Genomic DNA, 26,110 nt, shown 5'->3' with positions numbered 1-26,110 from the left:
AAAAGCGTTAAGATAAGCGGAGGAACCAATGAAGATATTAATGATAGAAGACAATATAAGCGTATGCACCATGACGGAAATGTTCTTTTTTAAAGAAGGATTTGAAGCCGAATTTGTCCATGACGGAGTGGAAGGCTATCAGCGGTTCACAGAAGAGGAGTGGGATTTGGTCATTCTGGACATTATGCTTCCGTCCATGGATGGAGTGACGATCTGCCGGAAAATAAGAGAGACGAGCAGTGTGCCGATTATTATGCTGACCGCAAAGGACACGGAGTCTGATCAGGTGATCGGGTTTGAAATGGGGGCCGACGACTATGTCACCAAGCCGTTCAGCCCGCTGACGCTTGTAGCGCGGATTAAAGCGGTGATCAGAAGATACCGGGCGACGGGGCAGGCCGTAAAAAGCGATGACTTGATCGAAACGGCGTGTTTCTCAATCAATAAGAAGACGCGGGAAGTGTTTCTGCACGGAAAGGCTGTCGAGAATCTGACACCGAAGGAATTTGATCTGCTCTTTTATCTCGCACAGAACCCGCGTCAGGTTTTTTCAAGAGAGCAGCTGCTTGAGCAGGTGTGGGGCTATCAATTTTACGGCGATGAACGTACGGTTGATGTTCATATTAAACGGCTGCGCAAAAAACTGTCCAGTGACGAAAAAACGTTTTTATACACGGTGTGGGGGGTAGGGTACAAATTTGATGAGGATTAAATACTTATATCAGCTGCTGCTGAGCCATGTCAGCATTTTGATTTTGGCCTTTTTCATCATCATTTCCCTGTTTTCACATTTTGTGAAAGATTTTGCGTATCAAAACAAAGTGGATGAGCTGTCATCCTATGCCCAACAGATCACAAGTGAGCTGAACGGGCGCGAACTTGATCTGCGCCGCTTGTATCCGTATCAGGACATGTTAAAAACGCGCGAGACAAGGTTTATTATTTTTGATGAACATCAGCGGCCTTACTTTTTTCCTGATGATATGCCGCCGCGCGAGAAGCTGAAAAGTAAAGAGTGGCGCATGCTGAAGCAAGGGAAAACCGTTCAGATCAGAGCGGAGATGAATCGTTTTAATACGGAAGGCTTAGAAGTATCGCTCGTCGCAAAACCGCTTTTTATCAACAATCAATTTAAAGGCGCGGTGCTGCTCGTGTCTCCTGTCAGAGGGGTCGAGCAGATGATCAGCCAGGTCAACCGCTATATGATTTACGCGATTATCAGCACCCTTATCATCACGATTCTGTTAAGCTGGCTTTTATCTAAGTTTCACGTCAAGCGGATTCAGACATTGCGGGATGCGACGGGAAAAGTGGCTTGCGGTGATTACGATATTTCGCTCAAGAACAGCGGCGGCGATGAAATCGGCATGCTGGCGTCCGATTTCAATACGATGGCTAAAAATCTGAAGCAATCGAGAGAGCAGATTGACCGCCTTGAAAAGCGGAGGCGCCAATTTATCGCCGATGTTTCCCATGAGCTGAGAACGCCTTTGACGACCATTAACGGGCTGGTGGAGGGCCTTAACAGCAACACCATCCCGGAAAAAGATAAAGAGAAATGCTTCTCGCTGATCAGTGAAGAAACGAAGCGGATGCTCAGGCTCGTGAAAGAAAACCTGGATTATGAAAAAATCAGATCCCAGCAAATCAAGCTGGACAAGCTGAGCCTGCCGCTCATCGAGGTGTTTGAAATTATTAAAGAGCATCTCAATCAGCAGGCCGAGGAAAAACAAAATCGGCTCCGGATTGAAGCGGAGGACGGCGTCAAAGTGTTCGCCGATTATGACAGGCTGATCCAGATTCTCGTCAACATTACGAAAAACAGCATTCAATTTACGCAAAACGGAGACATTACGCTGCGCGGGTATGAAGGCTATAAGGAAACGGTTATTGAAATCGAAGACACCGGAATCGGTATTTCTAAAGAAGAAATCGAGCACATATGGGAGCGTTTTTATAAGGCAGATGTGTCCCGAACGAATACGGCATACGGCGAATACGGACTCGGCCTGTCCATCGTCAGGCAGCTCGTCGAAATGCACAAAGGCACGATAGACATTGACAGCGAAAAGGGAAAAGGCACAACCTTTACAATCCGCCTTCCGCTGAATACGAAACATGAATCATTTTAAAACCGGCAGTCCTGTTCGGCTGCCGGCTGTTTCATCTTCACTGCGAAAAATTGCGCTCTGCCGAAACAAAGTTTGCGTGTTTTTCGGGATGGAAAGACACGGAAACGTGATAAAATAACTGGTAAACAGGTCTTGGATGGGGAGGGTGAAGGAATGAAGAGCGGGTTAATTCCTTCTTCAGCAGTCGGGCAGAAGATTAACGAGTGGTATCGATACATAAGAACATTCAGCGTGCCGGATGCGGAGATCTTGAAGGCCGAGATCAAACAAGAGCTTGACCATATGGAGCCTGATTCGAACTTGGTGCTTTATTATTCCCTCATGGAATTTCGCCATCAGCTGATGCTGGACTACTTGGAGCCGCTGGAAAAACTGAAGATAGAAGACCAGCCGACCCTGTCGGAAATTCTTGATAACATTGATAACAGCCAGGCCGGGCTCAAAGGGCTTCTCGATTATTACGTCAACTTTTTCAAAGGCATGTTTGAATTTGATAAAAGAGAATTTATATCAGCGATTACGTATTATAAACAGGCTGAGAAAAAATTGGCCTTCGTATCGGACCACGTGGAGCGGGCAGAGTTTTATTTTAAGGTGGCCGAAGCTTATTATCATATGAAACAAACGTATTTTTCTTTGATACATATAAAGAATGCTTATGAAATTTACGTAGAGCAGGACACATACAACGTCCGGATCATTCAATGCCATTTTGTGTTCGGCGTCAATTTAATGGATGAAAGACGTTTTGAACAGGCGGCCAAACATTTTCAGCACGCTCTGCAAATGGCTGAAAAAGAACAAAAAGCGCAGCTTGTCGGGAGGGCGCTGTATAACCTCGGACTGTGCTACTACAATCAGGACCGCACCGACGAAGCGATTCCTTACTTTGAACGGGCGGTTGATACATTTGAATCACAAAGAATCGTCAATTCTCTTCCTCAAGCATATTTTCTAATCACACTCATTTACTTTAAACTCGGAAAAAAAGATAAAGCGTCGGAATATCACAGGCGGGGATATGAATATGCTAAAGAAACAGACGATCCCGTTTACACGGTAAAATTCGAATGGCTGCAGGCTCTGTATCAGGCGAAACCGGATGAGGAAAAAATCAGCGCATGTTTCCGTTACCTGGAGAATAAAAATTTGTACGCCGATATAGAGGATTTAGCACTAGAAGCAGCTAAATATTACTATGAACAAAATTGCTTTAAAATTTCTTCTGACTATTTTCTGAAAGTCGAAGAGGCAAGAAAACAAATACAAAGGAGTGAGGGTTTGTATGAAATTGAAATCTAAATGGTTTGTTATTTGTTTAGCAGCCGCCGCGATTTTTACAGTTGCAGGTGCAGGCCAGACAGATCAGGCTGACTTCCATGTAACTGAAAGAGGAATGACGTGAGAAGAAAATAACCTGAACAAAGGAAAAGACTGCCTGAGAATGTTCTCGGCAGTTTTTTTTGCGTGCATGGAAGCGGCTCAAAGAAAAAAAGAAAACGCCGCAGGTCAAAACCCGCAGCGTCCTCATATAGACGGAGTGATGCTTAGAAACCGCCAACAAAGGCAGTACCTACAATGACTAACAGGATAAATAAAACAACGATCAAAGCGAAAGAGCTAATTCCTTCTCCAGAGTATCCCATTATGCTTCACCTCCATATTGTCTATACCATACAATATGTTTCAGAAGCTGTTTTGTAAGGGATAGTAGTGGACAAGAGAAAAAAGAGGCTGTGCCCTATGAGAGTAGGACCCCGGCGAAAAATTCGTCATACAGCGCCCGCACCGCGTGTTTTTCCTGTTCTTCTTTCACCCCGAACATCATGCTGACTTCCGATGATCCCTGATTGATCATCTCGATGTTGACGCCGGCTCCCGACAGCGCTTTGGATGCCCTGGCGGTTGTGCCGACATTATGGCGCATCGCTTCGCCCACTACCATAATCAGCGCCAGATTGTGCCTGACGGTGACTTCATCTGCTTGAAGTTCCTGCTTCAGACGGGTGACGAGCTTCTCTTCCAGCTCTAAGTCCATCTGATTGTGCCGAAGGATGATTGTGATATCGTCAATCCCAGATGGAACGTGCTCATACGTCAATCCTTCTTCCTCCAAAATGTGAAGGGCTTTGCGGCCGAAGCCGATTTCCCGGTTCATTAAATATTTGCTTATGTAGATGCTGCAAAAGCCCGTGTCGCTTGCGATGCCGATGACAGGCCCGTTCGTATTGTCACGGCTGCTGACGACGCGCGTTCCTTTCGCATCAGGGTTATTCGTGTTTTTAATCTGAACGGGGATGCCGGCCCGAAAAGCGGGAATCAGCGCTTCATCATGAAAAACGGAAAACCCGGCATAGGAGAGCTCACGCATTTCCCGATACGTCAGTTCGTTAATTTCTTTCGGGTGCTGCACGATCGACGGGTTGACGGAATAGACGGCGTCCACATCGGTAAAGTTTTCGTACAGATCGGCCTTTAAGCCGTTGGCGAGAATGGAGCCGGTAATATCTGAACCGCTTCGGGAAAACGTCACAACCTCATGCTCCTTCGTATAGCCGAAAAAACCAGGAAAAATGATCAAGCCTTCACGGTTTCTCAGACGGTACAAATGATCATAAGACTCAGGGAGCACCTGCGCGCTGCCGGGTTCATTCGTTACAAACAGCCCCGCTTCTTTCGGGCTTACGTATTCGGCTTTCACGCCCTGCCTGCGGAAGTAGGCCGCGATCAGCTTCGCGTTATTGTCTTCGCCGCTCGCTTTCACCGCATCCATATACTGATCGGGATTGGCTTTGCTGCTGTTTAAGAGAGCGAATAAGTCACGGCGGATTCTTTCTATAATAGAGGGATCGAGATCCAGCTCGCGTGCGATGGCGGCGTACCGCTCAATGACCGCTTCGGCAAGCTCGGGAGCCGCTCCTTTTTGCAAATAATGCTCCGCACACCGGATTAACAGATCCGTCACCTTTGTATCGTCCGAGAAGCGTTTTCCCGGCGCCGATACGACGACGGCTTTCCGCGCGGGATCGGCCGTCACGATTTGAAACACTTTCTCAAGCTGGGCTCCTGACGCAAGGGAGCTGCCTCCGAATTTTACAACTTTCATGATTTACATCCCCTAATATTTAAATTTTCTCACAAATTTAATTTTTATTATCTCTCTTTCAAAGAGGTAAATCAAGGGTTTTTTCTACGTGGAAAGCACATTTGTATTCACAGAGAGGAATTTCATCGCTGTTTGTCAGATTTGCTTCCTTAAAGTGTGTCATCCTGTGCAAAAAATGATAAGCAGCCAAATGAAGGTTATAGTAAATCCTGCAAATTCTTGATAGACTGATTGTAAAAGAATTTAGTGTACGGCCCGCGGATGACCGCTTTTAAAAAGCAAAACCGTATTGACTGCGCTTGGAAAGATGATAAGATTATAATTGTCGTTGATAATGATAATCATTACGAGTGGGGATATATGGGAGTTGTTTGGCAATGAGTCATACCGTTTGTGATGGGTGCGGGGAGGCAGCATGAAGCTACGTTACTTACTTTTGCTACTGGCGGTATTGGCGTGTACTTCTATTTTTATCGGTGTAGAAGACTTGTCGCCGCTGGATATTTTTCATTTAAATAAAGAACAGGCAAGTACATTATTTGACAGCCGGCTGCCGCGTTTGGTGAGCATTATTATTGCCGGCATGAGCCTGAGCATCTGCGGATTAATCATGCAGCAGATCAGCCGGAATAAATTTGTATCGCCGACGACTGCGGGAACGATGGACTGGGCAAGGCTCGGGATTTTGATTTCATTAATGCTTTTTACGTCAGCGAGTCCGCTTGTAAAAATGTCTATCGCTTTTATTTTCGCGTTGGCGGGAAATTTCCTGTTCATGAAAATCCTCGAGAGAATCAAGTTTAATGATGCGATTTTTATTCCTCTCGTCGGTTTAATGCTTGGGAATATCGTCAGTTCAGTCGCCACGTTTATCGCGTATAAATACGATCTGATCCAAAATCTGTCGTCCTGGCTGCAGGGGGATTTCTCATTGGTCGTCAAAGGCCGGTACGAGCTTTTATATCTGAGTATCCCGCTTTTGATCATCGCTTATGTCTATGCGGATAAATTTACGGTGGCGGGAATGGGAGAGAGCTTTTCCGTCAATCTCGGCCTGAAATACAAACGCGTCGTCAATATCGGTCTGATTATCGTGTCGCTTATCGCTTCACTTGTGATTCTGACCGTCGGGATGCTGCCGTTTCTCGGTTTGATCATTCCCAATATCGTGTCGATCTACAAAGGGGACAACCTGAGGAGCAGTCTGCCCCACACAGCTCTCTTGGGCGCTGTTTTTGTGCTGTTTTGCGACATTTTGGGAAGGGTGATCATCTTCCCTTACGAAATTTCCATCGGCCTGATGGTCGGTGTGATCGGCAGCGGCATCTTCCTGTATATGCTGTTAAGGAGAAAAGCATATGAGTCATAATAAAAAAATTACGCTGCTGGCGGCGCTCGCCATGATATGTATCGGATTCTTTTTGTTCTACGGACTGGGCAACTGGGAATACTCCCTGCCGAGACGGTGCTTCAAAGTGCTTGCCATGATGCTCACCGGGGGAGCGATCGCATTTTCAACGATCATCTTCCAGACGATTACAAATAACCGCATACTGACACCGGGCATTCTAGGCCTCGATTCCCTGTATATGCTCATTCAGACCGTCATCGTATTTCTGTTCGGTTCAATGAATATCGTCATGATGAACAAAAACCTTAATTTCGTCATCTCCGTCGGGCTGATGGTGCTTTTGTCACTCGTTTTGTATCAGCTCATGTTTAAAGGCGAGGGGCGGAACGTGTTTTTCCTTCTGCTTGTCGGCGTCGTGTTCGGTACGCTGTTCAACAGTCTGTCATCCTTTATGCAGATGCTGATTGATCCGAATGAGTTTCAGGTTGTTCAGGACAAAATGTTTGCCAGCTTTAACAATATTAACACCGATCTTTTAGGATTTGCCGGTGCCGTCTTTCTTCTGACAGGCATTTATGTCTGGCGGTTCACGCGGTTTTTTGACGTGCTGTCGCTCGGCAGGGAACACGCCGTCAACCTTGGGATTGATTACGATAAGCTTGTGAAACAGATGCTCATTGTCGTCGCTGTTCTTGTGTCTGTCTCTACGGCTCTTGTCGGGCCGATTATGTTTTTAGGACTGCTTGTCGTCAATCTGGCGAGAGAGTTTTTAAAAACCTTCAGGCACACGTATTTAATCGCGGGGTCTGTTCTGATCAGCATCATCGCGCTTGTCGGAGGCCAGTTCGTCGTGGAAAAAGTGTTTACGTTTTCCACGACGCTGAGCGTCATCATTAATTTTGCCGGCGGGATTTATTTTATCTATCTGCTGTTAAAGGAGAATAAATCATGGTAGAGGTCAAAAATGTAAGCAAACAATACGGCGGGAAAGTTGTCCTTGAGAAAACGTCTCTTTCCATTCAAAAGGGCAGGCTTACCTCGTTTATCGGTCCGAACGGCGCGGGAAAAAGCACGCTGCTGTCTATCATGAGCCGGCTGATTAAGACGGATTCCGGAGAAATCACGGTTGACGGGCAAGAGATCGGTTCCTGCAAAAGCAATGATCTGGCGAAAAAAATCAGCATCCTGAAGCAGAATAACCAAATCAATATCAGGCTGACGATTAAAGACCTGGTCAGCTTCGGCCGATTTCCGTATTCCCAGGGGAAGCTGACGGATGAGGATTGGGTGCACATCAACCAGGCCCTCAATTATATGAAGCTTGACGACTTAAAGGATAAATATCTCGATCAGCTCAGCGGAGGACAGTGCCAGAGGGCATTTATCGCGATGATTATCGCTCAGGATACGGATTATATTTTTCTCGATGAGCCGCTGAACAATTTAGATATGAAGCATTCCGTTGAAATGATGAAGCTGTTGAAGCGGCTTGTGGAAGACTTCGGAAAAACGGTCGTCGTAGTGATTCACGATATCAACTTCGCTTCCGTCTACTCAGACCATATCGTTGCTCTGAAAAACGGCCGGATTGTCAAAGAAGGGCCGGCGGAGGAGATTATTGACACTTCCGTGCTTGAAGACATTTATGATATGACCATTCCGATTCAAGAGATTGACAGTCAGCGGATCGGTGTGTATTTTTCTTAAAAACCAGATGAGGTGAGAGTCATGAAAAAATTCGCATTGCTATTCATTGCGCTAGTTACGATTTTTGTTGTTTCTGCATGCGGAAACGGGGACAAAACATCCGGCAAATCAAAAGAAATGATCACGATTAAGGACGACATGAACAAAGAAGGAGTCAAAGTGCCGAAGAACCCGAAAAAAGTCGTCGTATTCAACTTCGGAATGCTGGACACGATGGATGAACTCGGTTTACAGGACCATGTGGCGGGAGTTCCGAAACAAAACCTTCCAAAATACTTATCTTCATATAATAGTGATAAATACGCCAACACAGGCGGTTTAAAAGAACCGGATTTTGAAAAAGTCGCGGATATTGATCCGGATTTAATCATTATCGCCCACAGACAATCTGATTCTTATAAAGAGTTCTCAAAAATCGCGCCGACGATTTATCTTGATGATGACTATACAAACTACGTTGACAGATTCAAACACAACACCGAAGTGATCGGCAAAATCTTTAACAAAGAAAATGAAGTGAAAGATAAGCTTGCGAAAATTGACAAGTCCATTGCCGATCTGAAGAAAAAGACAAGCAGCACGGATAAAAACGGTTTAGTGGTGATGGCGAACGACGGCAAAATCAGCGCGTTCGGCTCTAAATCAAGATACGGCTTCATTCATGATGTGTTCGGCGTTAAACCGGCTGACAAAAACATCGAAGCCTCATTGCACGGACAAAGCATTTCCTATGAATATATCGCCAAAACAAACCCTGATTACATGTTTGTCGTTGACCGCGGAACAGCGATCGGCACAAAATCTTCAACAAAACAAGTGGTTGAAAATGATTATGTGAAATCGGTGAAAGCCGTGAAAAACAACCATGTTGTCTACCTTGACTCAGCTACATGGTATTTATCAGGAGGCGGCCTGGAATCCATGGCGCAAATGGTGAAAGAAGTAAAAGACGGAATCGAGAAGTAAAAAAAGAACCCGGTCACATACGTGATCGGGTTCTTTTTGGTTTAACGCGTGACGGCCTGCTGCTGCTCAGGCTGACGCGGTTTTTTCTTCAAAGTGAAAGATAGCAGGAAGCCGGCCAGCGCGATGCAGGCGGCCACGACAAATGCCGCATTCATGCCGTGCAGGGCGGCGTTTGCCGGAGTTGTCGCATTTGCGTGCGCCGCCTGGCTGCTCATCACGGAAACTAGCAGCGCCGTACCGATAGAACCGCCGATTTGGCGGACGGTATTGTTCATGGCTGTGCCGTGCGGAATTAAGTGGCGCGGCAGGGCGTTGATTCCCGCTGTCGTCACCGGCATCATAATCATGGCTGTTCCCAAAAGCCGCGCGGTATAAACGACGACAATCCAAATGAGAGAAGTCGAGTCCGTCAGATTCATAAACGGCAGGGACGTGAGCAGGATGATAAAGAATCCGGTCATCGCAAGGCCCTTTCCGCCGATTTTGTCAAAAATCCGGCCGATAAACGGAGACATCATCCCCATCACAACCGCGCCCGGCAAAAGCATTAATCCGGTATCAAACGCGGATACGCCCCGGACCTTCTGCGTGTAGAGCGGGAGAATGGTTTCCGTTCCGATCAGCAGCGCGAAAACAAGTGTGCCGAGCAGGGTGGTCAGGCTGAAGATCCCGAAGGAAAACACGCGGAATTCCAGCATCGGTTTTTTGAGCTTCATCTGTCTTGCGATAAAGAAAATCAGCGCGACCGCTCCGACAAGCAGCGAGGTCAGCACTTCAGTACTGGTCCACCCTGATGAACCGGCGCTTGAGAAGCCGTAAAGCAGACCGCCGAATCCGAGGGTCGATAAGATCACGGATAAAATATCAATCTGTGTTTCTCGTAATGTCGTGACGTTTTTCATCAGAATAATCGCTAAAAGCAAATCGATGACTGCGATCGGGAAGATAATATAAAACAAAGAGCGCCAAGAGAATGCTTCGACCGCCCATCCGGAAAGCGTCGGGCCGATTGCCGGCGCGAACGAGATCACCAAGCCGACCATACCCATTGCGCGGCCGCGCTTTTCAATCGGGAAAATCGTGAGAAATACCGTCTGCATGAGCGGCAGCATAATTCCGGCGCCGGCCGCTTGGATAATCCGGGCCGTTAACAATACCGGAAAGTTCGGAGCGAATGCACCGACAATGGTTCCGGCCGTGAAAATACTCATGGCGGAAATCAAGAGGGTGCGGCTCGTAAATTTCTCTATTAAAAACGCGGTAATCGGGATTAAAATCCCGTTCGTCAGCATAAACGATGTTGTCAGCCATTGCGCTTTGTTGGCGTCTATATTGAAGTCATTCATAATGTGCGGCAGCGCCGTAATAAGCAGCGTCTGGTTCAAAATGGCGACGAACGCTCCCGCCAAAAGAATCCCGACAATGACAGAGCGGTTGTATGGTGCAGTTTCAATACTCTTATTCAAGCTGATTCCTTCTTTCTTTATAGTTTGAGCAATGTTTTAACGGCTGCAAGCGGCTGGTGCAGCGGTCCGGCCTGTTCCAAATAACCGATGAGCGCTTTTATGAGAAAATCCCGCGGCTGTTTGTCCGCTGATTCTTTCTCCAGCATGGCCGCCGCGGAAGTGAGACCCGCAGCATCATATTTCTCCTCAGGAAGGGCTGAGACGGCTTCTTTCAGCTCCTTCAGGCTTTCAGCCAGCAATACGGTTTTATCTTTCGGCTCAAATGAGGAAGCGGAGGCGATATAAAGGTCAATCATCTCCTGCGGCAAAGCGGTTTCGGTTTTCCTGTTTTCGACGATGAGATTGAGATGGCGGATGATAAACTCCGTAAGAGGCTCCAGGTCGAGCGGTTCTTTTTCCAGCTTAATCAGCGTGATGCATTCTCTCAGGAGCCCCTGCAGGACAATCACCAGCTCCCATACATAAGGAATGATGTCTTCGCCGTACGTCTGAATCAGTGAATCGCGATGCCAGCAGATAAAAGTGGAACGGGCCCTGTGAATATGCCGCTTTACCCGGTCATTAATAGAGGAAGGGCTTCCGTACATCAGCATATTAAAAAACTGCTGATTGCGCCTGAAGCCTTCAAGCTCAGCCATCAGTTTTTTGGCAAACCGTTCCTCAGGAGACAGGCTTGTTTCTTCATTCAATAGTGTAGCGGCCGCTACCATCTGTTTCTGGTTAAAATCGAGCAGCTCCAGAAGCAGGTCTTCCTTCGATTCAAACAGCTTATATAAAGATGCTTTGGAGACTTTGCACTCCTCAGCAATCGCCTGCATCGATACCGACGAAAAGCTTCTCCCCGAAAAAAGCTTTCTTGCCGCCAGCAGAATATCCGTTTTCTTATCATTCATAAGCCCAGATTCCTTCTTTCGTCACAATAGAAAACCCATTGGTTCACAGAAAACCAATGAGTATATGATGAAAATATTAACAAAAATTTTTGCGCAGTGTCAACGCTTTTGTTTGAGAAAAAGAAAAAACCTGCCGGAGCGTTTCCGGCAGGCTGATGCGCTTATTTATCCGTTTTAAACCCTTGTTTTTCAAGCATTTCACGAATGTGCGGATAATAAAGCTGCTTATAGTAGGAGGTGATGCCTTGTGACCAGTTTCTTGTTTCCTGTCCGCCTGTGCGGTTTTTCATGTATTCGGACATCTGCTTGTCATAGGCTTCGATATGTGTTCTTAAATCTTCCTCTTGATACGTTTCATGATGCAGAACGGCTGCTTGCGGCAGACGCGGTTTTTTCGCGGAGCGGTCTGCCGGATGGCCGATGACGAGACCGGAAACCGGGAAAACGTATTTCGGGAGTTTCAGCATTTCAATGAGCTCATCCGGCTTGCCGCGCACGGCTCCGATCGGCACAGTGCCGAGTCCCATTGATTCAGCCGCGGCTGTTGCCGTACCGAGCGCAATCCCGACGTCTACGGCGCCGACAAGAACGGACTCTAAACCGTTCGTGATCTCAAGCGGCGTATCATTGTATTCTTCAAGCGCAATTTTGGCGCGGTTAAAATCAGCGCAGAATAAAAGGAAAACCGGCGCTTGGTCAATCCACGGCTGGCCGCCCGCCAATTCGGATATTTTTTTCTTCCGTTCCTTATCTTTCACCGCAATAACGGTAAATTGCTGGCCGTTAATGGAAGTCGGCGCTGCCTGAGCGGCTTGAATGATAAGGTCCAGCTGTTCATCTGATACGGGCTCATCTGTGTAGCTGCGGATAGAACGGTGGTCTGTTAATGATTGAAGGACTTCGTTCATGTTATTCATCCTTTCGTTACTCTGACAGCTCTGTGCGGACGACGTCAAGCGGCGCACTCAGCACTTCTTTTGCTTTTGCCACGAATCCTTGGAAATGGTCAGTGGCGTTGTGGAATTTCATCGCTTCTTCATCTTTCCATTGTTCAAGCATGACGAACGTATTTTCTTCACCGATTTTTTCGAAAAGATCGTATTGCACATTTCCTTCTTCCGCACGTGAATGCTGAACAAGTGATTGCGCTTCTCCTAAAAATTCCTCGCGTTTATCCGCTTTTACTTTCATGTAAGCCTGTAAGACGATCATTGTTATTCCTCCTGATTGGGTTTATTTGTTATAGTTCGAATATTATCGAACTAACTGTAACATGTTTCGCAGTGAATGGTAAAGAAAAAACCCACACCGCCTAAATTGTCACCCGCCGCTTTTATGTGTTACATTTGACTCATGAACATTCCAAATCATCCTGAAACCGACCGCTTACAGCTGACAAAGGTTCTTCATGCTCTGAGTGATCCGCTCCGCTTAGAGCTGGTCAAACAATTGGCGGAAACAACTGAAAAAACGTGCGGCACATGTGCGGATGTCCGGGTCGCCAAATCAACGCTGTCCCATCACTTTAAAGTGCTCCGGGAAGCGGGGATCGCCCAAGTGCGCATAGACGGGAAGCACCGTTATTATTCCCTGCGCAAAGATGATTTACAAGCGGCGTTTCCCGGCCTGCTGGAGGCGATTTTGCAGACAGAGCCGGACCGCTGGTAAATAGTCCCCGAATTCCGGGGTTTTTTTATGCGCCGAAAACCGTCCGGTAAAGCCTTGTGACGCCTTCCTGAATATCGCTCTCCTTCAGGCGGGCGAAGCCGAGAATGAGCTGCGGCTTATATGAATCGCCTCCCATTTTCAGACGGAACCGGCTCATCGCAAACAGATCGAGCTGTTCTGCATCCGCCCGCGCCAACATTTCTTTTTCTGAACGGGCGCAGTCAAACTCCGTGACAAAATGAAGCCCGGCATTGGCGCCCTTTACATGGATTCTTTCCCCGAAGGTTTCGTCCAAAGCCGAAATAAGGCGTTCCCGCATGTTCTTATAATGCTGCTTCATCTTTTTTATATGTTTCTGATATTCACCTGAATCGATAAATTCTTTAAGCGCCAGCTGGGCAAGCGTGCTGCACGTATTAAGGTCATACGTTCTCTCTTTAAACGTCCGCAAAAGCCCGGGCGGCAGAACCATGTAGCTGATGCGCAGGCCGGGGAAAAGGGATTTTGAAAAGGTCCCCATGTAGATGACATTTTGAAACCGGTCAAGGCTTTGAAGCGCAGGGATCGTATCGGCGTCATATTTAAATTCACTGTCATAATCATCTTCAATGATGAAGCGGCCGCTCTGTTCGGCGGCCCAGTTTAAAAGCTGAATCCGCCGGGAAGCCGGCATGATTACCCCTGAGGGAAATTGATGGGACGGCGTGGTGATCAATACACTGGGCCGGCGCTTTTCGATTTCGGCTATGGACATGCCTTTTTCATCGAGGCTGATCGTGGCCGTCTTTTTCCCGAGGTTTTGCAGCAGCCGGTACATCCTCATATATCCCGGGTTCTCCATCGCGTACAGCGCGTCTTTTGGCAGCAGTTCCGTCAGCAGCTGCATCAGCATTTGCGTGCCCGCCCCGAGCACGATTTGTTCCGGTCGGCATGTAACGCCCCTTGTCAGGGAAATAAGCCTCGAAATTGTTTCACGGACTTCGTATAAGCCTTGCGGATGGACGAGTTCTCCGAGTGTATGAAACGAACGGGCGGCTGCTTTATGCTCACAGCGGAACCAGCTTTTCAGGGGGAAATGCGCCGTATCCACGCTCATATGCGAAAATGAAATCCAGCCGCTTTTATCCGTCTCCCGCTTTTTTAAATCTTCAGGCAATAAGAGCGAAGGCGTTTTTTCATGATAAACCGTATCAATTTCCTCAACGAAAAAACCTTTTCTTTCGACTGCATATAAATAACCTTCCGAAAGCAGCTGCTGATAAGCCGAATTCACTGAATTCACGCTGACCTTCAGCGTCTCGGCAAGCTCCCGTTTAGACGGCACCTTTGTGTGAGGCATCAGGCTTCGCTTCAAAACGGCCGCTTTTATGTGCTGATAGATCTGCTGGTATATATAATCCGCCGTTTCCGAATGATCAATGGAAATTGTCAGCATAAAGACCATGACCCCCTTTCTGGTACCATAGATAAATTGATTTTGGTACTTTTCATCATACCAAAAAGAAGTCAGAATGATAAGAAAAATAACGCAAGGGGATGAAATCTATGAGTCAAACAGCATCAACGGAAGTGACAACTGCCCAGTGGCAGCAAAAACGGGATCAATTCGTTTCCAAAGGGGTCGGCAACGGAAACCGCGGCATGGCGGTAAAAGGGGAAGGGGCGCTTTTATACGATTTGGACGGCAGACGATTCATTGATTTTGCCGGAGCGATCGGAACGCTGAATGTCGGCCATTCCCATCCGAAAGTGGTGGAGGCGGTGAAGAAACAGGCGGAGGATCTGATTCACCCGGGATTTAACGTCATGATGTATCCGTCTTATATTGAACTTGCCGAAAAACTTTGCGCCCTTGCGCCGGGAGATCATGCGAAAAAAGCGATTCTTCTCAACTCCGGAGCGGAAGCGGTGGAAAACGCCGTGAAAATCGCCAGAAAATATACGAACCGCCAGGCTGTCGTGTCATTTACAAGAGGGTTCCACGGCCGCACGAACATGACGATGAGCATGACGAGCAAGGTGAAACCTTATAAATACGGATTCGGCCCGTTTGCCCCGGAAGTGTATCAGGCGCCGTTTCCTTACTATTATCAAAAGCCGGCCGGCATGACTGACGAGCAGTATGACGACTTTATCATCAGTGCTTTTGATGATTTCTTTATCGCTGCAGTTGCGCCGGAAACGGTCGCTTGTGTCGTTATGGAACCGGTTCAGGGAGAAGGCGGTTTCATCATTCCTTCAAAACGTTTCGTGCAGCATGTCGCCGCTTTTTGTAAAAAGCACGGCATCGTTTTCGTGGCAGATGAGATTCAGACCGGATTTGCGAGAACGGGAACGTATTTTGCAATCGAGCATTTCGGGGCCGTCCCTGATTTGATCACCGTGTCCAAATCACTTGCGGCCGGATTGCCGCTGAGCGGCGTCATCGGCCGGGCGGAAATGCTTGATGCCGCTGCGCCGGGGGAACTTGGAGGCACATATGCGGGAAGCCCTCTCGGCTGTGCGGCTGCGCTTGCCGTCCTGGATATTATTGAAGAAGAAGGACTTAATCAGCGTTCTGAAGAGATCGGCCGCATCATTGAGCATCAAGCGCTTGAATGGAAAAAAGAGCATGCGTGTATCGGAGAAGTGCGCAGACTCGGCGCGATGGCGGCCATCGAAATTGTCAAAGATCCGGACACGCGGGAACCGGACAAAGCAAAAGCCGCGGCGATCGCTAAAACGGCGAATGAGAACGGACTGCTGCTGCTGACGGCGGGGATTAACGGCAACATTATCCGATTTCTGACGCCGCTTGTCGTGACGGATGAACAGCTCAAAAAAGGCCTTTCCATTATCGAAGCAGCTCTGTGAGTTCAATTATTGGTATGCCGGCGGATGGGTCTGCTATCATGAAAGTGTGAGATATATCAACAAGCATTCAATGGCTTTACTATAGGAGAGAAAGGAATGTTCAATATGCCAGAACAATTAACAGTGTACAACCCGGCAACGGGAGAGGCGATCGAAAGCATCGCCCAGCAGACGGCCGAAGAAGTTGAAAAAGCGATTGAACGTTCACATCAAGCGTTTCAATCATGGTCCAAAACATCAGCGGGAGAACGTGCCTCACTTTTGAGAAAATGGTATGAGCTGATTGTTGAAAATAAAGAAGAACTTGCGGAATTAATTACGAAGGAAAATGGTAAACCGTACGAAGAAGCGGTCGGAGAAGTTTTATACGGCGCCGGCTATATTGAATGGTTTGCCGAGGAAGCAAAACGGATTTACGGCAGAACCGTCCCTGCGCCGACAACGGGCAAACGGATCGTCGTCACCCGCCAGGCGGTCGGCCCGGTAGCCGCGATCACGCCGTGGAATTTCCCGAATGCGATGATTACAAGAAAAGCCGCGCCCGCTTTGGCCGCAGGCTGTACGTTCATCATCAAACCCGCGGAGGATACGCCGCTTTCCGCTTACGCCCTTGCGCGTCTCGCGTATAAAGCGGGAATTCCGAAGGACGTGCTGCAAGTGGTGATCGGTGACGGAGCCGAAATCGGAAACGTTTTTACCAGCAGCCCGAAAATCCGCAAAATTACCTTTACCGGCTCAACGCCTGTCGGCAAAATCCTGATGAAAAACAGCGCCGACACCGTAAAACATATGTCAATGGAGCTTGGCGGACATGCGCCGCTGATCGTAGATGAAGACGCTGATCTTGATCTGGCGGTAGCCCAAACAATGGCCTCTAAATTCAGAAATGCCGGCCAAACCTGCGTCTGTGCGAACCGGCTGATCGTACACGAATCCGTGAAAGACGAGTTTGCGAAAAAGCTGAGTGAAGAAGCTGCGAAACTCAAAGTCGGAAACGGTCTTGAAAAAGGCGTAAACGTCGGTCCTGTCATCAACAAAAAAGGGTTCGATAAAATCGTCGCTCAAATTAATGACGCCGTGGAAAAAGGCGCAGAAGTGCTGACAGGCGGAACATATGACCAAAACGATGAAAAAGGATGCTATTTCGTGACGCCGACCGTGCTGTCAAACGTAGATACATCCATGAACATCATGCATGAAGAAACATTCGGCCCGGTTGCGCCGATCATTACGTTCTCAGATATCGATGAAGCGATCAAGCTTGCGAACGATACGCCGTTCGGGCTTGCGGCTTATTTCTTTACAGAAAACTACCGCCGCGGCATCTATATTTCAGAACAGCTTGAATACGGCATCATCGGCTGGAATGACGGCGGTCCGTCCGCGGTTCAAGCGCCGTTCGGCGGAATGAAAGAAAGCGGCATCGGCCGTGAAGGCGGTACGGAAGGCATTGAGCCGTATCTGGAAACCAAATACATGTCAATCGGACTTTAATAGCCAAAAAAAGAGCCCCTGCTTCTGAGCGGGGCTTTTTTTAATGGGCAGCCTGCCGGTAAAATCGCCGGCAGGCTTTTTTGTTGTGATTTGAGAATAATCGGTTCAATTCCAGACAAAATAACAGCAAATACGATTGAAAGAAGGTCGCCATCATGGATATATTACTGGCTCTTCTCCCGGCTTTGTTTTGGGGGAGCATCGTGTTATTTAACGTCAAATTAGGCGGCGGGCCTTACAGCCAGACGCTGGGTACCACAATCGGGGCGCTCATCGTTTCGTTTGTGCTGTATCTGTTTGTCCATCCGGTGCTGTCAGGGCGCATTTTTATTGTCGGCATCATATCGGGGCTGTTTTGGTCGCTCGGCCAAAGCAATCAGCTAAAAAGCATCCAGCTGATGGGCGTTTCAAAAACGATGCCGATATCAACGGGAATGCAGCTCGTCTCGACTTCTTTGTTCGGGGTGATCGTATTCAAAGAATGGTCAACCCCCATCGCGATTACGCTGGGTATTCTCGCCCTTATTTTAATCATCGTCGGTATAGTGCTCACATCTTTAGAAGATAAAAAAGGGCGGGCGGACGGAGAACCGGGAAATTTAAAAAAAGGCATTGTCATCCTGCTGATCTCTACGCTCGGTTATTTGGTCTATGTCGTCGTGGCCCGGCTGTTCGGCGTATCCGGCTGGTCAGCGCTTCTGCCGCAGGCGATCGGGATGGTTATCGGCGGGCTGCTCCTGACGTACAAGCATAAACCGTTTAATAAGTACGCCCTCAAGAACATTCTGCCGGGAATCATCTGGGCGCTCGGGAATATGTTTCTGTTCATCTCACAGCCGCGCGTTGGTGTTGCGACAAGTTTTTCCCTGTCTCAAATGGGGATCGTCATCAGCACGCTCGGCGGAATCTTCATCCTTCGTGAGAGCAAAACGAAGCGCCAGCTGGTCGCCATTGCCATCGGGATTATCCTGATCATCGTAGCCGCAATATTCTTAGGCATTGCAAAATCAAATTCATAACAACATGCAGGAGGTTTGAACATGTACACGGATTTAAAAGGAAAAGTCGTAGCCATTACGGGAGCATCATCAGGATTAGGAAAAGCGATGGCGCTCCGCTTCGGACAGGAGCAGGCGAAAGTCGTCATAAACTACTACAGTAATGAAAAAGAGGCCCAAACCGTAAAAGAAGGGGTTCAAAAAGCGGGCGGTGAAGCAGTCATCATTCAAGGTGACGTCACAAAAGAAGAAGATGTGAAAAACATCGTCCAGACCGCGGTGAAAGAATTCGGCACATTGGATATCATGATCAATAACGCCGGCATGGAAAATCCGGTTCAGTCGCATGAAATGCCGTTAAAAGACTGGAACAAAGTCATCAATACCAATCTGACCGGCGCTTTTCTGGGGAGCCGCGAAGCCATTAAATATTACGTGGAAAATGATATTCAAGGAAACGTCATTAACATGTCGAGCGTACACGAAATGATTCCGTGGCCGCTGTTTGTCCACTACGCGGCAAGTAAAGGCGGCATTAAATTGATGACGGAAACGCTGGCGCTTGAGTACGCGCCGAAGCGCATCCGTGTTAACAATATCGGACCGGGCGCGATCAATACGCCGATCAATGCGGAAAAATTCGCGGATCCCGTCCAGAAAAAAGATGTCGAAAGCATGATTCCGATGGGATATATCGGTGAGCCGGAAGAAATCGCGGCCGTCGCCGTCTGGCTCGCTTCAAAGGAATCAAGCTACGTGACCGGCATTACACTGTTTGCTGACGGCGGAATGACCAAATATCCGTCATTCCAGGCAGGCCGCGGATAAGAAAAAAAGCGATCTCAGGCTCTTTAGAGCCGGATCGCTTTTTGCTTACGCGCGTTTTTTCTTTACAAGCGCCGCGATCGAAAGGATAATCGCCGCAGCTGACAGGACGATGGCCGCAATATCAAGCGCAGATACGCCGGATTTGCTTTCTTCATTTGACTGTTCAGCTCCGTGAGCATCCGTCACGTTCGCCGCTTTTGTGATTTTCGTAATCGAGTGAGGCGTGTCGGCGTTCTCATCACCCGTCCATTCTACAATGCTGCCGTCTTTGTAATATTGGTAGGCGTCCCAAGCGGCATCCGCGGTCTTTTCAGGGTTTTTCGCAACGAATGTGAACTGCTGGAATTGGCCGGGCTGAATGCCGCCGTCCTTTGCTTCCCAAGTGACGGAGACCGCCTTGTCATCATGCTTTGCTACGGACGTTTTCCAGCCCGGAATCGGCTGATACTGCTGGAATTCAACGCCCGCGGGCATTTTCAGCACGACTTTCGTTGTCGGCTCATTTTTTTCCACAGGCACTTTCATTGTGTACGTTTCCCAAGAACCCGCCGCGGATTCCGCGGGTTTGACGGAGACGTGGGCGCTTGCTGCAGCCGTAAAACCGGTGAGTGACAGGGTCACGGCAAATATGAATACGAAAGCCTTTTTTTTCAACATGAGATACACTCCTTAGTTTGTCGTTGAGAATACTTGGTTGATTTCATTGAAATCGCTTGTCAGTCCGTGGACTTTGATCTTCCAGTTTCCCTTTTCGGTGATGGACAGGTTGGCGGCTTCGAATGTGCCTTCCTTCGTCTTTTTCAAATCAAAGGTGCTTTCATGCTGTTTGCCGCTGAAGCCCGTCTGATAAACAGTCACCGTAAATTGCTGAATGTCTTTCACCAAGCCGCCGTTATGATCAGTGACAATGACTTGAAATTCATTTTTACCCGGCTGGTTCGGCGTAATATGCAAGGACAGGGTTTCCCCGTTTCCGATCATTTCTGAGCCGTTAAAAGGCAATGGCGCGGGCGGCGGCGGGCTGGGCAGGCTTGTGAAGACAGCGGTTGTAAATAACACCGCAATGCCGATTGCCCATTCGGCCTTTATCGTTGCGCTGATGCTCCTTTTTCTGCGGAACTTCGTCATCCATACGTGAATGGCGCCGAGCGCAAGCATGATGACAAACAGCCCGATTTTCAAAAGGAGCGTCTTGCCGTAAGCGGTGTGAAAGAGTGAATCAAACGAACGGATAATGAAAAATCCGTTCAGCACACCTGAAAATAAAAGCACGCCGACAGAGGCGAACGCCCAAGGAGAAAAGCGTCTGACCGTTTCCCAGGCGGCGGTTTTATCTGTGTTTCTCCACTCTGATGAAAGAAGGAGCACAAGCACGGCTATACCGCCGGTCCATACAGACGCGGCTGATAAATGGAGAAAATCCATCGCGATGCCGACCGCTTTTTCGTCAATAACCGCCGCATGTCCGGCGAATGCTTTTGCCAAAAGCGAAGCGAAAAAGAACAGCAGCGGCGCCGTCCAGTACGCAAATGACCGGAAAGCTTTCTTCTTCAGCAGCGGGATCATGGACAGGGCAAGCAGGATAAATAAGCTGATCTGGATCATCCAGACGCACCCGCCTGCCGTTTTCAGAAGCGTTTCTTTTACATAGTCCGGCTGAAACGCGGCGCTCCAAGCGCCGCCCGCGTTTTCTTTCGTCTGGATCGGGAGCTGGCAGACAAGCGCAAGCCCCGTTAAACATAAGGAAATCACGAGCAGCTTTACAGTTCGTTTTGCTTTTGATGAATCATTTTTTCTGTACCAAAACAGATGAAAAAACGCCGTGCCGATAAACAGGGAGAGAGCGGTATACAAAATACCGCGGTCGATGGCCGCTTCGGGATGAAGCGCCGCTTGCGATGATGTTTGCTCCTGAAGTTCACCGCCGGCTTTCCCGATACTGAAAGGGATGACGCCGGATACCGGGTGACCGTCGGCCGACACCGCGTTCCATTCCGCTCTGTAAATATCATGCGGCAGATTTTTTTTCAATGCCGCGGTCATGATGCGGGCATCACTTTTTTGAATCACCGTTTTGCCGGCATCGACCCGTTCGCCGGATGAATTATAGACCTTAATGGAGTGGAAGCCTTCTTCAATCTGTTCATTAAACTCAATTTCAATCTGCTTCGGCGCTTGTTTTAATTCGCTGTTCTCACCCGGGTTTGAGTTTGTGATGTAGGCGTGGGCGAAACTTGTTTTCGGAATCAAAACAAGGAACAGCAAAAAGATGAGCCAGCGTTTGTTCTGTCTCATGGCTTGTGACACCGCCTTCCGGTTGGTTGTTGTTATGTCTTGCTGCAGGTGCATCCCTTCTGCCTGTCGTGTAAGATGATGTCCGCCGCCTCGTCAAAGGTGCAAATGACCCCGCCGAATCCTTTTTGAAACCGTTCTGCGTAATCACGCGTTGAGAAGGGAATCGCCTGAGGCCGGCAGCAGTGAAGGTCAATATCGGCATGGACTAAAAAGTAAGCAGAAGCGGCCGTCAGCGTTGTCTGGAGAAGAAAATCCTTACAAATGACATGAGACACTTCTTCCTTTTTATCCTCATACCGCAAAATCGCGCAATGAATGCAGCACATCTGCTCAACGGCTTGTGAAACAGTAATGAGCTGGACAGAATATGAATGCTGAATCGGCCGCAGGCAATAGCCGCATTGATTGGCGCTTTTTTCTGAAGCGGGCGGGAGCGTAATGCCGCCGGGTGTCCGGATAATCCGGTTTGCATCCGCCAGCTGATTGACGTCTCTGTACACGGTCATCTCGGAGACGCCGAATCTCTCGCTTATGTCAGAGATTTTCAGCGCGCCCTCCTCTTTCAGCCATTCAAGCAAGGTTTGCTGTCTGTTAATCGGAAGCAATTCTGCATCCTCCTTTTTATGCGAATGAGTGATGAACCTCCCTTTAAGAGTAGATGTTTTCACAAATATGCACAAGAGCCTGATGATAAAATGTGTGAAAATATGTTGAACAATCACAAATGTAAAACGCGGAGACAGACTCTGTTATAATAGAAGAGTTGAATGGAGGAATAAACATGAAAGAAACGACCTGCCCGAACTGCGGCAAGCCGGTTACAGGCGACATGGTCAGATCATCCATGATCCCGTGCCAGTTTCAGTGCGGACATTGCCATGTGAAATTGCGTGAATATAAAGTATCAGCTCCGATTATGGCTGTCGCCATTGCGATAACCGTGCTTTTGATTTATCTTGTGCAGATGGCCAGAACCGCCGTCATGCCGATGTTTCCGGCCGCGCGGTATGTGCCGGCCGCCATTTTTGCGCTCGTATGTGCGTATCCGGTGTTTATTGTCAGTGAGCGGATCATTGCCAAACTCGTCGTTACAAAAGGACACATTATATACAGGAAGCGGTAAGACACCTTTGATGAGGTGTCTTTTTTTAGTTAAGGATTTGTCACAGTCTCTGTGCCAAACTCCTCTTTACTTTTCATTGAATGAGGATTGTAAGCGTTTTATGATGAAGGCACAGGGGCGAAAGAAAACCCCGTGTCTTATTTATTTTCATCTTAAGGCAGGCAAACAGGGAGGGAAATGATATGCAGCAAGAACAGCAAGCTGGCATGAAAGTAAAGATACAGCGGTTCGGCAGTTATTTAAGCGGTATGATCATGCCGAATATCGGTGCATTTATCGCATGGGGAATTATCACCGCGCTGTTTATTCCTGCGGGATGGTTTCCGAATCCGCAGCTGAATACATTGGTAAGCCCGATGATTACGTATCTTCTGCCGCTTTTAATCGCATATACGGGCGGAAAAATGATTTACGATCACCGCGGGGGAGTCGTCGGAGCGACCGCCGCCATCGGAGTCATTGTCGGAGCGGACATTCCGATGTTCTTAGGGGCAATGATTATGGGCCCTTTGGGCGGTTATCTCATTAAACAATTAGACCGTGTATTTAAAGATAAAGTCAGACAGGGTTTTGAAATGCTGATCAACAACTTCACGGCGGGAATTATCGGCGCGGTGCTGACGATTATCGCGTTTTATGCGATCGGCCCGGTCGTCCTGTCTCTTAACAAATTGCTGGCGGAGGGTGTGGAAGTCATTGTCCACGCGAATTTGCTGCCGATTGCAAGCGTTTTCGTGGAACCGGCGAAAGTCCTGTTCCTGAATAACGCGATCAACCACGGCATTTTAAGTCCGATCGGAATCGAGCAGGCCGCCAAAGCGGGCAAATCCATTCTGTTCTTAGTGGAAGCGAACCCCGGGCCTGGACTCGGTATTTTACTCGCATACATGTTCTTTGGGAAAGGTTCTTCAAGATCGACGGCTCCGGGAGCGGCGATCATTCATTTCTTCGGGGGGATTCATGAAATCTATTTCCCTTACATTTTAATGAAACCGATGCTGATCCTCGCGGCGATCGCCGGGGGAGCGAGCGGGCTGCTTACATTCTCAATTTTTAACGCGGGTCTTGTCGCGGCATCATCTCCGGGCAGCATCATCGCCATTTTGGCACTGACACCGAAGGGAAGCTATCTCGGCGTGCTGGCGGGCGTCATCGTTGCCGCAGCCGTATCGTTTATCGTCTCGGCGCTTATTCTGAAATCGTCTAAAGCGGGCGAAGAAGATCTGACAGCCGCTGCGGAAAAAATGCAGGAAATGAAAGGCAGGAAAAGCGAAGCGGCGGCCGCATTGGCGGACAAAGAGGAAGAGCCGGAAAACAGCGCCGCCGATATTTCCGCTGACCAAGTCAGCCGCATTATCTTCGCGTGTGATGCAGGTATGGGATCGAGCGCAATGGGCGCCTCCATTTTAAGAAACAAAGTGAAAAAAGCAGACCTGGATATTGATGTGACAAATACGTCGATCAATAATCTTCCGAATGACGCGGATATCGTCATTACGCATAAGGACCTGACTGACCGCGCGAAAACGAAGCTGCCGCAGGCGGTGCACATTTCGGTTGATAATTTCTTGAACAGCCCGAAATACGATGAACTGATTGAAAAGCTTAAAAACTAATCAAACAGAAAGAGGGATCTTCATCATGGAAGTATTGGCTAAAGCGAACATCAAACTGAACCAGACGGTGAACTCAAAAGAGGATGCCATCCGCCTCGCGGGACAGACATTGATTGATAACGGCTACGTGAAGAACGGCTACGTGGAAAAAATGTTCGAACGTGAAGAAACATCATCGACTTTCATGGGGAATTTCATCGCGATCCCGCACGGCACGGAAGATGCGAAGGATGAGGTGCTTCATTCAGGCATTTCCGTCATCCAGATTCCGGACGGGGTGGAATACGGTGAAGGCAATACGGCAAAGGTCGTTTTCGGTATCGCCGGAAAAAACAATGAACACTTAGACATTCTGTCAAACATCGCCATCATCTGCTCAGAGGAAGAAAACATCGAGCGGCTGATCAGTGCAAAGACGGAAGAAGAACTGGCAGCGATTTTCAGCGAGGTGAACTGACATGATTGCCCTTCATTTCGGAGCGGGAAACATCGGGCGGGGCTTTATCGGCGCTTTGCTCCATCATTCCGGCTATGAGGTTGTTTTTGCAGACGTGAATGAAACGATGGTCGGCCTTCTCAATGATAAGAAGGAATATACCGTGGAGCTTGCCGACGGCGGCCGGCAGACAGAAATCATCGGCCCCGTTTCAGCCATCAACAGCGCGGCGCAAGAACAAGAGCTGTACAGGCTGATCAATGACGCGGCGATCATTACGACGGCGGTGGGCCCGAACGTTCTCAGGCTCATCGCCCCGTCGATCGCGGAAGGGCTGAAGCGCAGAACGTCCTCTGAGCCTCTCAATATCATTGCCTGTGAAAATATGATCGGCGGCAGCCGTTTTCTGAAAAAAGAAGTTTTCGGACATTTGACGGAAGCGGAGCGGGAACTCGTGAACCGGACGGTCGGCTTCCCTGATTCTGCGGTGGACCGGATCGTGCCGATTCAGCACCATGAAGACCCGCTGAAAGTATCCGTAGAGCCGTTTTTTGAATGGGTCATAGACAGAACCGGCTTTGCCGGCGGTCAGCCGGCACTTAAAGGTGCGATATTTACGGATGATCTTACGCCTTTCATCGAGAGAAAGCTGTTTACCGTCAATACCGGGCATGCCGTGACGGCGTACGTCGGCTATCAGCGCGGATTAAAAACCGTCAAAGAGGCCATCGGCCATCCTGAAATCCGGCGTGTCGTGTACGATGCACTTTCAGAAACGGGCGAGTACTTGGTGAAAGCGTACGGCTTTAAGCAAGCTGAACACGAGCAGTACATGAAGAAAATCATCGGCCGTTTTGAAAATGAATACATCACGGATGATGTGACAAGAGTCGCCAGATCACCGCTCAGAAAACTCGGAGCGAATGATAGATTAGTAGGACCGGCCAAAAAAATAAAAGAACCGAACGCGCTGGCGGAAGGCATCGCCGCCGCCCTGCGCTTTGACTATCAGGATGATCCGGAAGCGGTTGAGCTGCAGAAGCTTATCGCGGAAAAAGGAACGAGCGGTGTTCTGCAAGACATTTGCGGTATTCAGCCGCATGAGCCGCTGCACGGCATCGTGCTCAAAAAACTCAATCAATAAGAATGGATCCGCGTCGGAGGACGCGGCTTTTTTT

At 48.5% G+C, this 26,110-nt stretch carries 27 protein-coding genes; 17 read left to right on the top strand and 10 right to left on the bottom strand.

Going from position 1 to position 26,110, the window contains the following annotated elements:
* Positions 1–28: 28 nt before the first annotated feature.
* From ACXN9U_RS12650 to phrC, 4 genes are all read left to right on the top strand, one after another.
* On the top strand, positions 29–712 hold the full coding sequence (locus ACXN9U_RS12650; protein WP_060963609.1) for a response regulator transcription factor: 684 nt from the start codon (positions 29–31) through the stop codon (positions 710–712).
* A complete protein-coding gene (gene yclK / locus ACXN9U_RS12645; protein WP_162492439.1) occupies positions 699–2,132 on the top strand; it encodes a two-component system sensor histidine kinase YclK in 1,434 nt (477 codons plus the stop codon). Before ACXN9U_RS12650 ends, yclK begins: the two co-directional genes overlap by 14 nt.
* A gap of 153 nt (positions 2,133–2,285) precedes the next feature.
* Complete coding sequence (locus ACXN9U_RS12640) at positions 2,286–3,434, top strand: response regulator aspartate phosphatase (RefSeq protein ID WP_045926250.1); 1,149 nt, start codon at positions 2,286–2,288, stop codon at positions 3,432–3,434.
* Positions 3,418–3,537, top strand: a complete 120-nt coding sequence (phrC, locus tag ACXN9U_RS12635) for a phosphatase RapC inhibitor PhrC (protein WP_016937261.1) — start codon at positions 3,418–3,420, stop codon at positions 3,535–3,537. The genes ACXN9U_RS12640 and phrC overlap by 17 nt, the downstream gene beginning before the upstream one ends.
* A gap of 142 nt (positions 3,538–3,679) precedes the next feature.
* Here the strand turns inward: phrC and ACXN9U_RS12630 are convergent, their stop codons facing one another.
* Both ACXN9U_RS12630 and ACXN9U_RS12625 read right to left on the bottom strand, forming a co-directional pair.
* On the bottom strand, positions 3,680–3,778 hold the full coding sequence (locus ACXN9U_RS12630; RefSeq protein ID WP_016937260.1) for a YjcZ family sporulation protein: 99 nt from the start codon (positions 3,776–3,778) through the stop codon (positions 3,680–3,682).
* Positions 3,779–3,873: 95 nt separating this feature from the next.
* Positions 3,874–5,238, bottom strand: a complete 1,365-nt coding sequence (locus tag ACXN9U_RS12625) for an aspartate kinase (protein WP_489201729.1) — start codon at positions 5,236–5,238, stop codon at positions 3,874–3,876.
* 415 nt (positions 5,239–5,653) lie between these two features.
* Between ACXN9U_RS12625 and ACXN9U_RS12620 the strand changes: the two genes are divergently transcribed.
* Genes ACXN9U_RS12620 through ACXN9U_RS12605 form a run of 4 tightly spaced genes read left to right on the top strand, consistent with a single transcriptional unit; the run spans position 5,654 to position 9,262 of the window.
* Positions 5,654–6,607, top strand: coding sequence for an ABC transporter permease (locus tag ACXN9U_RS12620; RefSeq protein ID WP_060963606.1), 954 nt, complete (start codon positions 5,654–5,656; stop codon positions 6,605–6,607).
* Positions 6,597–7,544 carry an iron chelate uptake ABC transporter family permease subunit gene (locus tag ACXN9U_RS12615; RefSeq protein WP_489201728.1) on the top strand — a complete coding sequence of 316 codons (948 nt, stop codon included), beginning with the start codon at positions 6,597–6,599 and terminating at the stop codon, positions 7,542–7,544. Before ACXN9U_RS12620 ends, ACXN9U_RS12615 begins: the two co-directional genes overlap by 11 nt.
* A complete protein-coding gene (locus ACXN9U_RS12610) occupies positions 7,538–8,296 on the top strand; it encodes an iron ABC transporter ATP-binding protein (RefSeq protein ID WP_489201727.1) in 759 nt (252 codons plus the stop codon). The genes ACXN9U_RS12615 and ACXN9U_RS12610 overlap by 7 nt, the downstream gene beginning before the upstream one ends.
* A gap of 21 nt (positions 8,297–8,317) precedes the next feature.
* Positions 8,318–9,262, top strand: a complete 945-nt coding sequence (locus ACXN9U_RS12605) for a siderophore ABC transporter substrate-binding protein (RefSeq protein WP_489201726.1) — start codon at positions 8,318–8,320, stop codon at positions 9,260–9,262.
* Between the two features lie 41 nt (positions 9,263–9,303).
* Here the strand turns inward: ACXN9U_RS12605 and ACXN9U_RS12600 are convergent, their stop codons facing one another.
* The 4 genes from ACXN9U_RS12600 to ACXN9U_RS12585 form a co-directional block, all read right to left on the bottom strand.
* Positions 9,304–10,728, bottom strand: a complete 1,425-nt coding sequence (locus ACXN9U_RS12600; protein WP_489201725.1) for an MDR family MFS transporter — start codon at positions 10,726–10,728, stop codon at positions 9,304–9,306.
* A gap of 17 nt (positions 10,729–10,745) precedes the next feature.
* Complete coding sequence (locus ACXN9U_RS12595; protein ID WP_489201724.1) at positions 10,746–11,621, bottom strand: TetR/AcrR family transcriptional regulator; 876 nt, start codon at positions 11,619–11,621, stop codon at positions 10,746–10,748.
* Positions 11,622–11,782: 161 nt separating this feature from the next.
* Positions 11,783–12,529 carry an oxygen-insensitive NADPH nitroreductase gene (gene nfsA, locus ACXN9U_RS12590; protein ID WP_489201723.1) on the bottom strand — a complete coding sequence of 249 codons (747 nt, stop codon included), beginning with the start codon at positions 12,527–12,529 and terminating at the stop codon, positions 11,783–11,785.
* 16 nt (positions 12,530–12,545) lie between these two features.
* The gene (locus ACXN9U_RS12585; RefSeq protein ID WP_099744412.1) at positions 12,546–12,833 is read right to left on the bottom strand and encodes a putative quinol monooxygenase; all 288 of its coding nucleotides are present in this window, start codon (positions 12,831–12,833) and stop codon (positions 12,546–12,548) included.
* A 141-nt stretch (positions 12,834–12,974) separates the two neighbouring features.
* On the opposite strand from ACXN9U_RS12585, the gene ACXN9U_RS12580 reads away from it, so the two are divergent.
* A complete protein-coding gene (locus tag ACXN9U_RS12580) occupies positions 12,975–13,289 on the top strand; it encodes an ArsR/SmtB family transcription factor (RefSeq protein ID WP_003156322.1) in 315 nt (104 codons plus the stop codon).
* A gap of 25 nt (positions 13,290–13,314) precedes the next feature.
* Here the strand turns inward: ACXN9U_RS12580 and gabR are convergent, their stop codons facing one another.
* Positions 13,315–14,724, bottom strand: a complete 1,410-nt coding sequence (gabR, locus tag ACXN9U_RS12575) for a MocR-like transcriptional regulator GabR (RefSeq protein WP_060963600.1) — start codon at positions 14,722–14,724, stop codon at positions 13,315–13,317.
* A 110-nt stretch (positions 14,725–14,834) separates the two neighbouring features.
* Between gabR and gabT the strand changes: the two genes are divergently transcribed.
* From gabT to gdh, 4 genes are all read left to right on the top strand, one after another.
* The gene (gene gabT / locus ACXN9U_RS12570) at positions 14,835–16,142 is read left to right on the top strand and encodes a 4-aminobutyrate--2-oxoglutarate transaminase (RefSeq protein WP_060963599.1); all 1,308 of its coding nucleotides are present in this window, start codon (positions 14,835–14,837) and stop codon (positions 16,140–16,142) included.
* 105 nt (positions 16,143–16,247) lie between these two features.
* Entirely contained in the window at positions 16,248–17,636 is a 1,389-nt protein-coding gene (gene gabD, locus ACXN9U_RS12565) for a succinate-semialdehyde dehydrogenase (protein ID WP_489202497.1), read from the top strand.
* A 155-nt stretch (positions 17,637–17,791) separates the two neighbouring features.
* Positions 17,792–18,655: a RhaT/GlcU family sugar-proton symporter gene (locus ACXN9U_RS12560; protein WP_016937246.1), complete on the top strand. Its 864-nt coding sequence runs from the start codon at positions 17,792–17,794 to the stop codon at positions 18,653–18,655.
* A gap of 21 nt (positions 18,656–18,676) precedes the next feature.
* The gene (gene gdh / locus ACXN9U_RS12555) at positions 18,677–19,462 is read left to right on the top strand and encodes a glucose 1-dehydrogenase (protein ID WP_060963598.1); all 786 of its coding nucleotides are present in this window, start codon (positions 18,677–18,679) and stop codon (positions 19,460–19,462) included.
* A gap of 45 nt (positions 19,463–19,507) precedes the next feature.
* On the opposite strand, the gene ACXN9U_RS12550 is transcribed toward gdh, so the two are convergent.
* The 3 genes from ACXN9U_RS12550 to ACXN9U_RS12540 are packed head-to-tail and all read right to left on the bottom strand — an operon-like array spanning position 19,508 to position 22,362.
* Positions 19,508–20,119 (bottom strand): YcnI family copper-binding membrane protein, encoded by a 612-nt coding sequence (locus ACXN9U_RS12550; protein WP_045926241.1) that lies wholly within the window; start codon positions 20,117–20,119, stop codon positions 19,508–19,510.
* Positions 20,120–20,131: 12 nt separating this feature from the next.
* Positions 20,132–21,757, bottom strand: a complete 1,626-nt coding sequence (locus ACXN9U_RS12545; protein WP_489201722.1) for a copper resistance CopC/CopD family protein — start codon at positions 21,755–21,757, stop codon at positions 20,132–20,134.
* A gap of 32 nt (positions 21,758–21,789) precedes the next feature.
* Positions 21,790–22,362 (bottom strand): DeoR family transcriptional regulator, encoded by a 573-nt coding sequence (locus ACXN9U_RS12540; protein ID WP_047476249.1) that lies wholly within the window; start codon positions 22,360–22,362, stop codon positions 21,790–21,792.
* Positions 22,363–22,538: 176 nt separating this feature from the next.
* On the opposite strand from ACXN9U_RS12540, the gene ACXN9U_RS12535 reads away from it, so the two are divergent.
* The 4 genes from ACXN9U_RS12535 (at position 22,539) to ACXN9U_RS12520 (ending at position 26,076) form a co-directional block, all read left to right on the top strand.
* Positions 22,539–22,880, top strand: a complete 342-nt coding sequence (locus ACXN9U_RS12535; RefSeq protein ID WP_489201721.1) for a hypothetical protein — start codon at positions 22,539–22,541, stop codon at positions 22,878–22,880.
* Between the two features lie 182 nt (positions 22,881–23,062).
* Entirely contained in the window at positions 23,063–24,496 is a 1,434-nt protein-coding gene (locus tag ACXN9U_RS12530; protein ID WP_489201720.1) for a PTS mannitol transporter subunit IIBC, read from the top strand.
* Positions 24,497–24,521: 25 nt separating this feature from the next.
* Entirely contained in the window at positions 24,522–24,953 is a 432-nt protein-coding gene (locus ACXN9U_RS12525) for a PTS mannitol transporter subunit IIA (RefSeq protein ID WP_012116817.1), read from the top strand.
* 1 nt (position 24,954) lies between these two features.
* Complete coding sequence (locus ACXN9U_RS12520) at positions 24,955–26,076, top strand: mannitol-1-phosphate 5-dehydrogenase (protein WP_489201719.1); 1,122 nt, start codon at positions 24,955–24,957, stop codon at positions 26,074–26,076.
* The last annotated feature ends 34 nt before the right edge of the window (positions 26,077–26,110 follow it).

This window comes from Bacillus sp. BACIII (genome assembly GCF_057836745.1).
The sequence above is the reverse complement of the archived record's forward strand: the minus strand, read 5'-3'. Positions and strand labels throughout refer to the sequence as shown.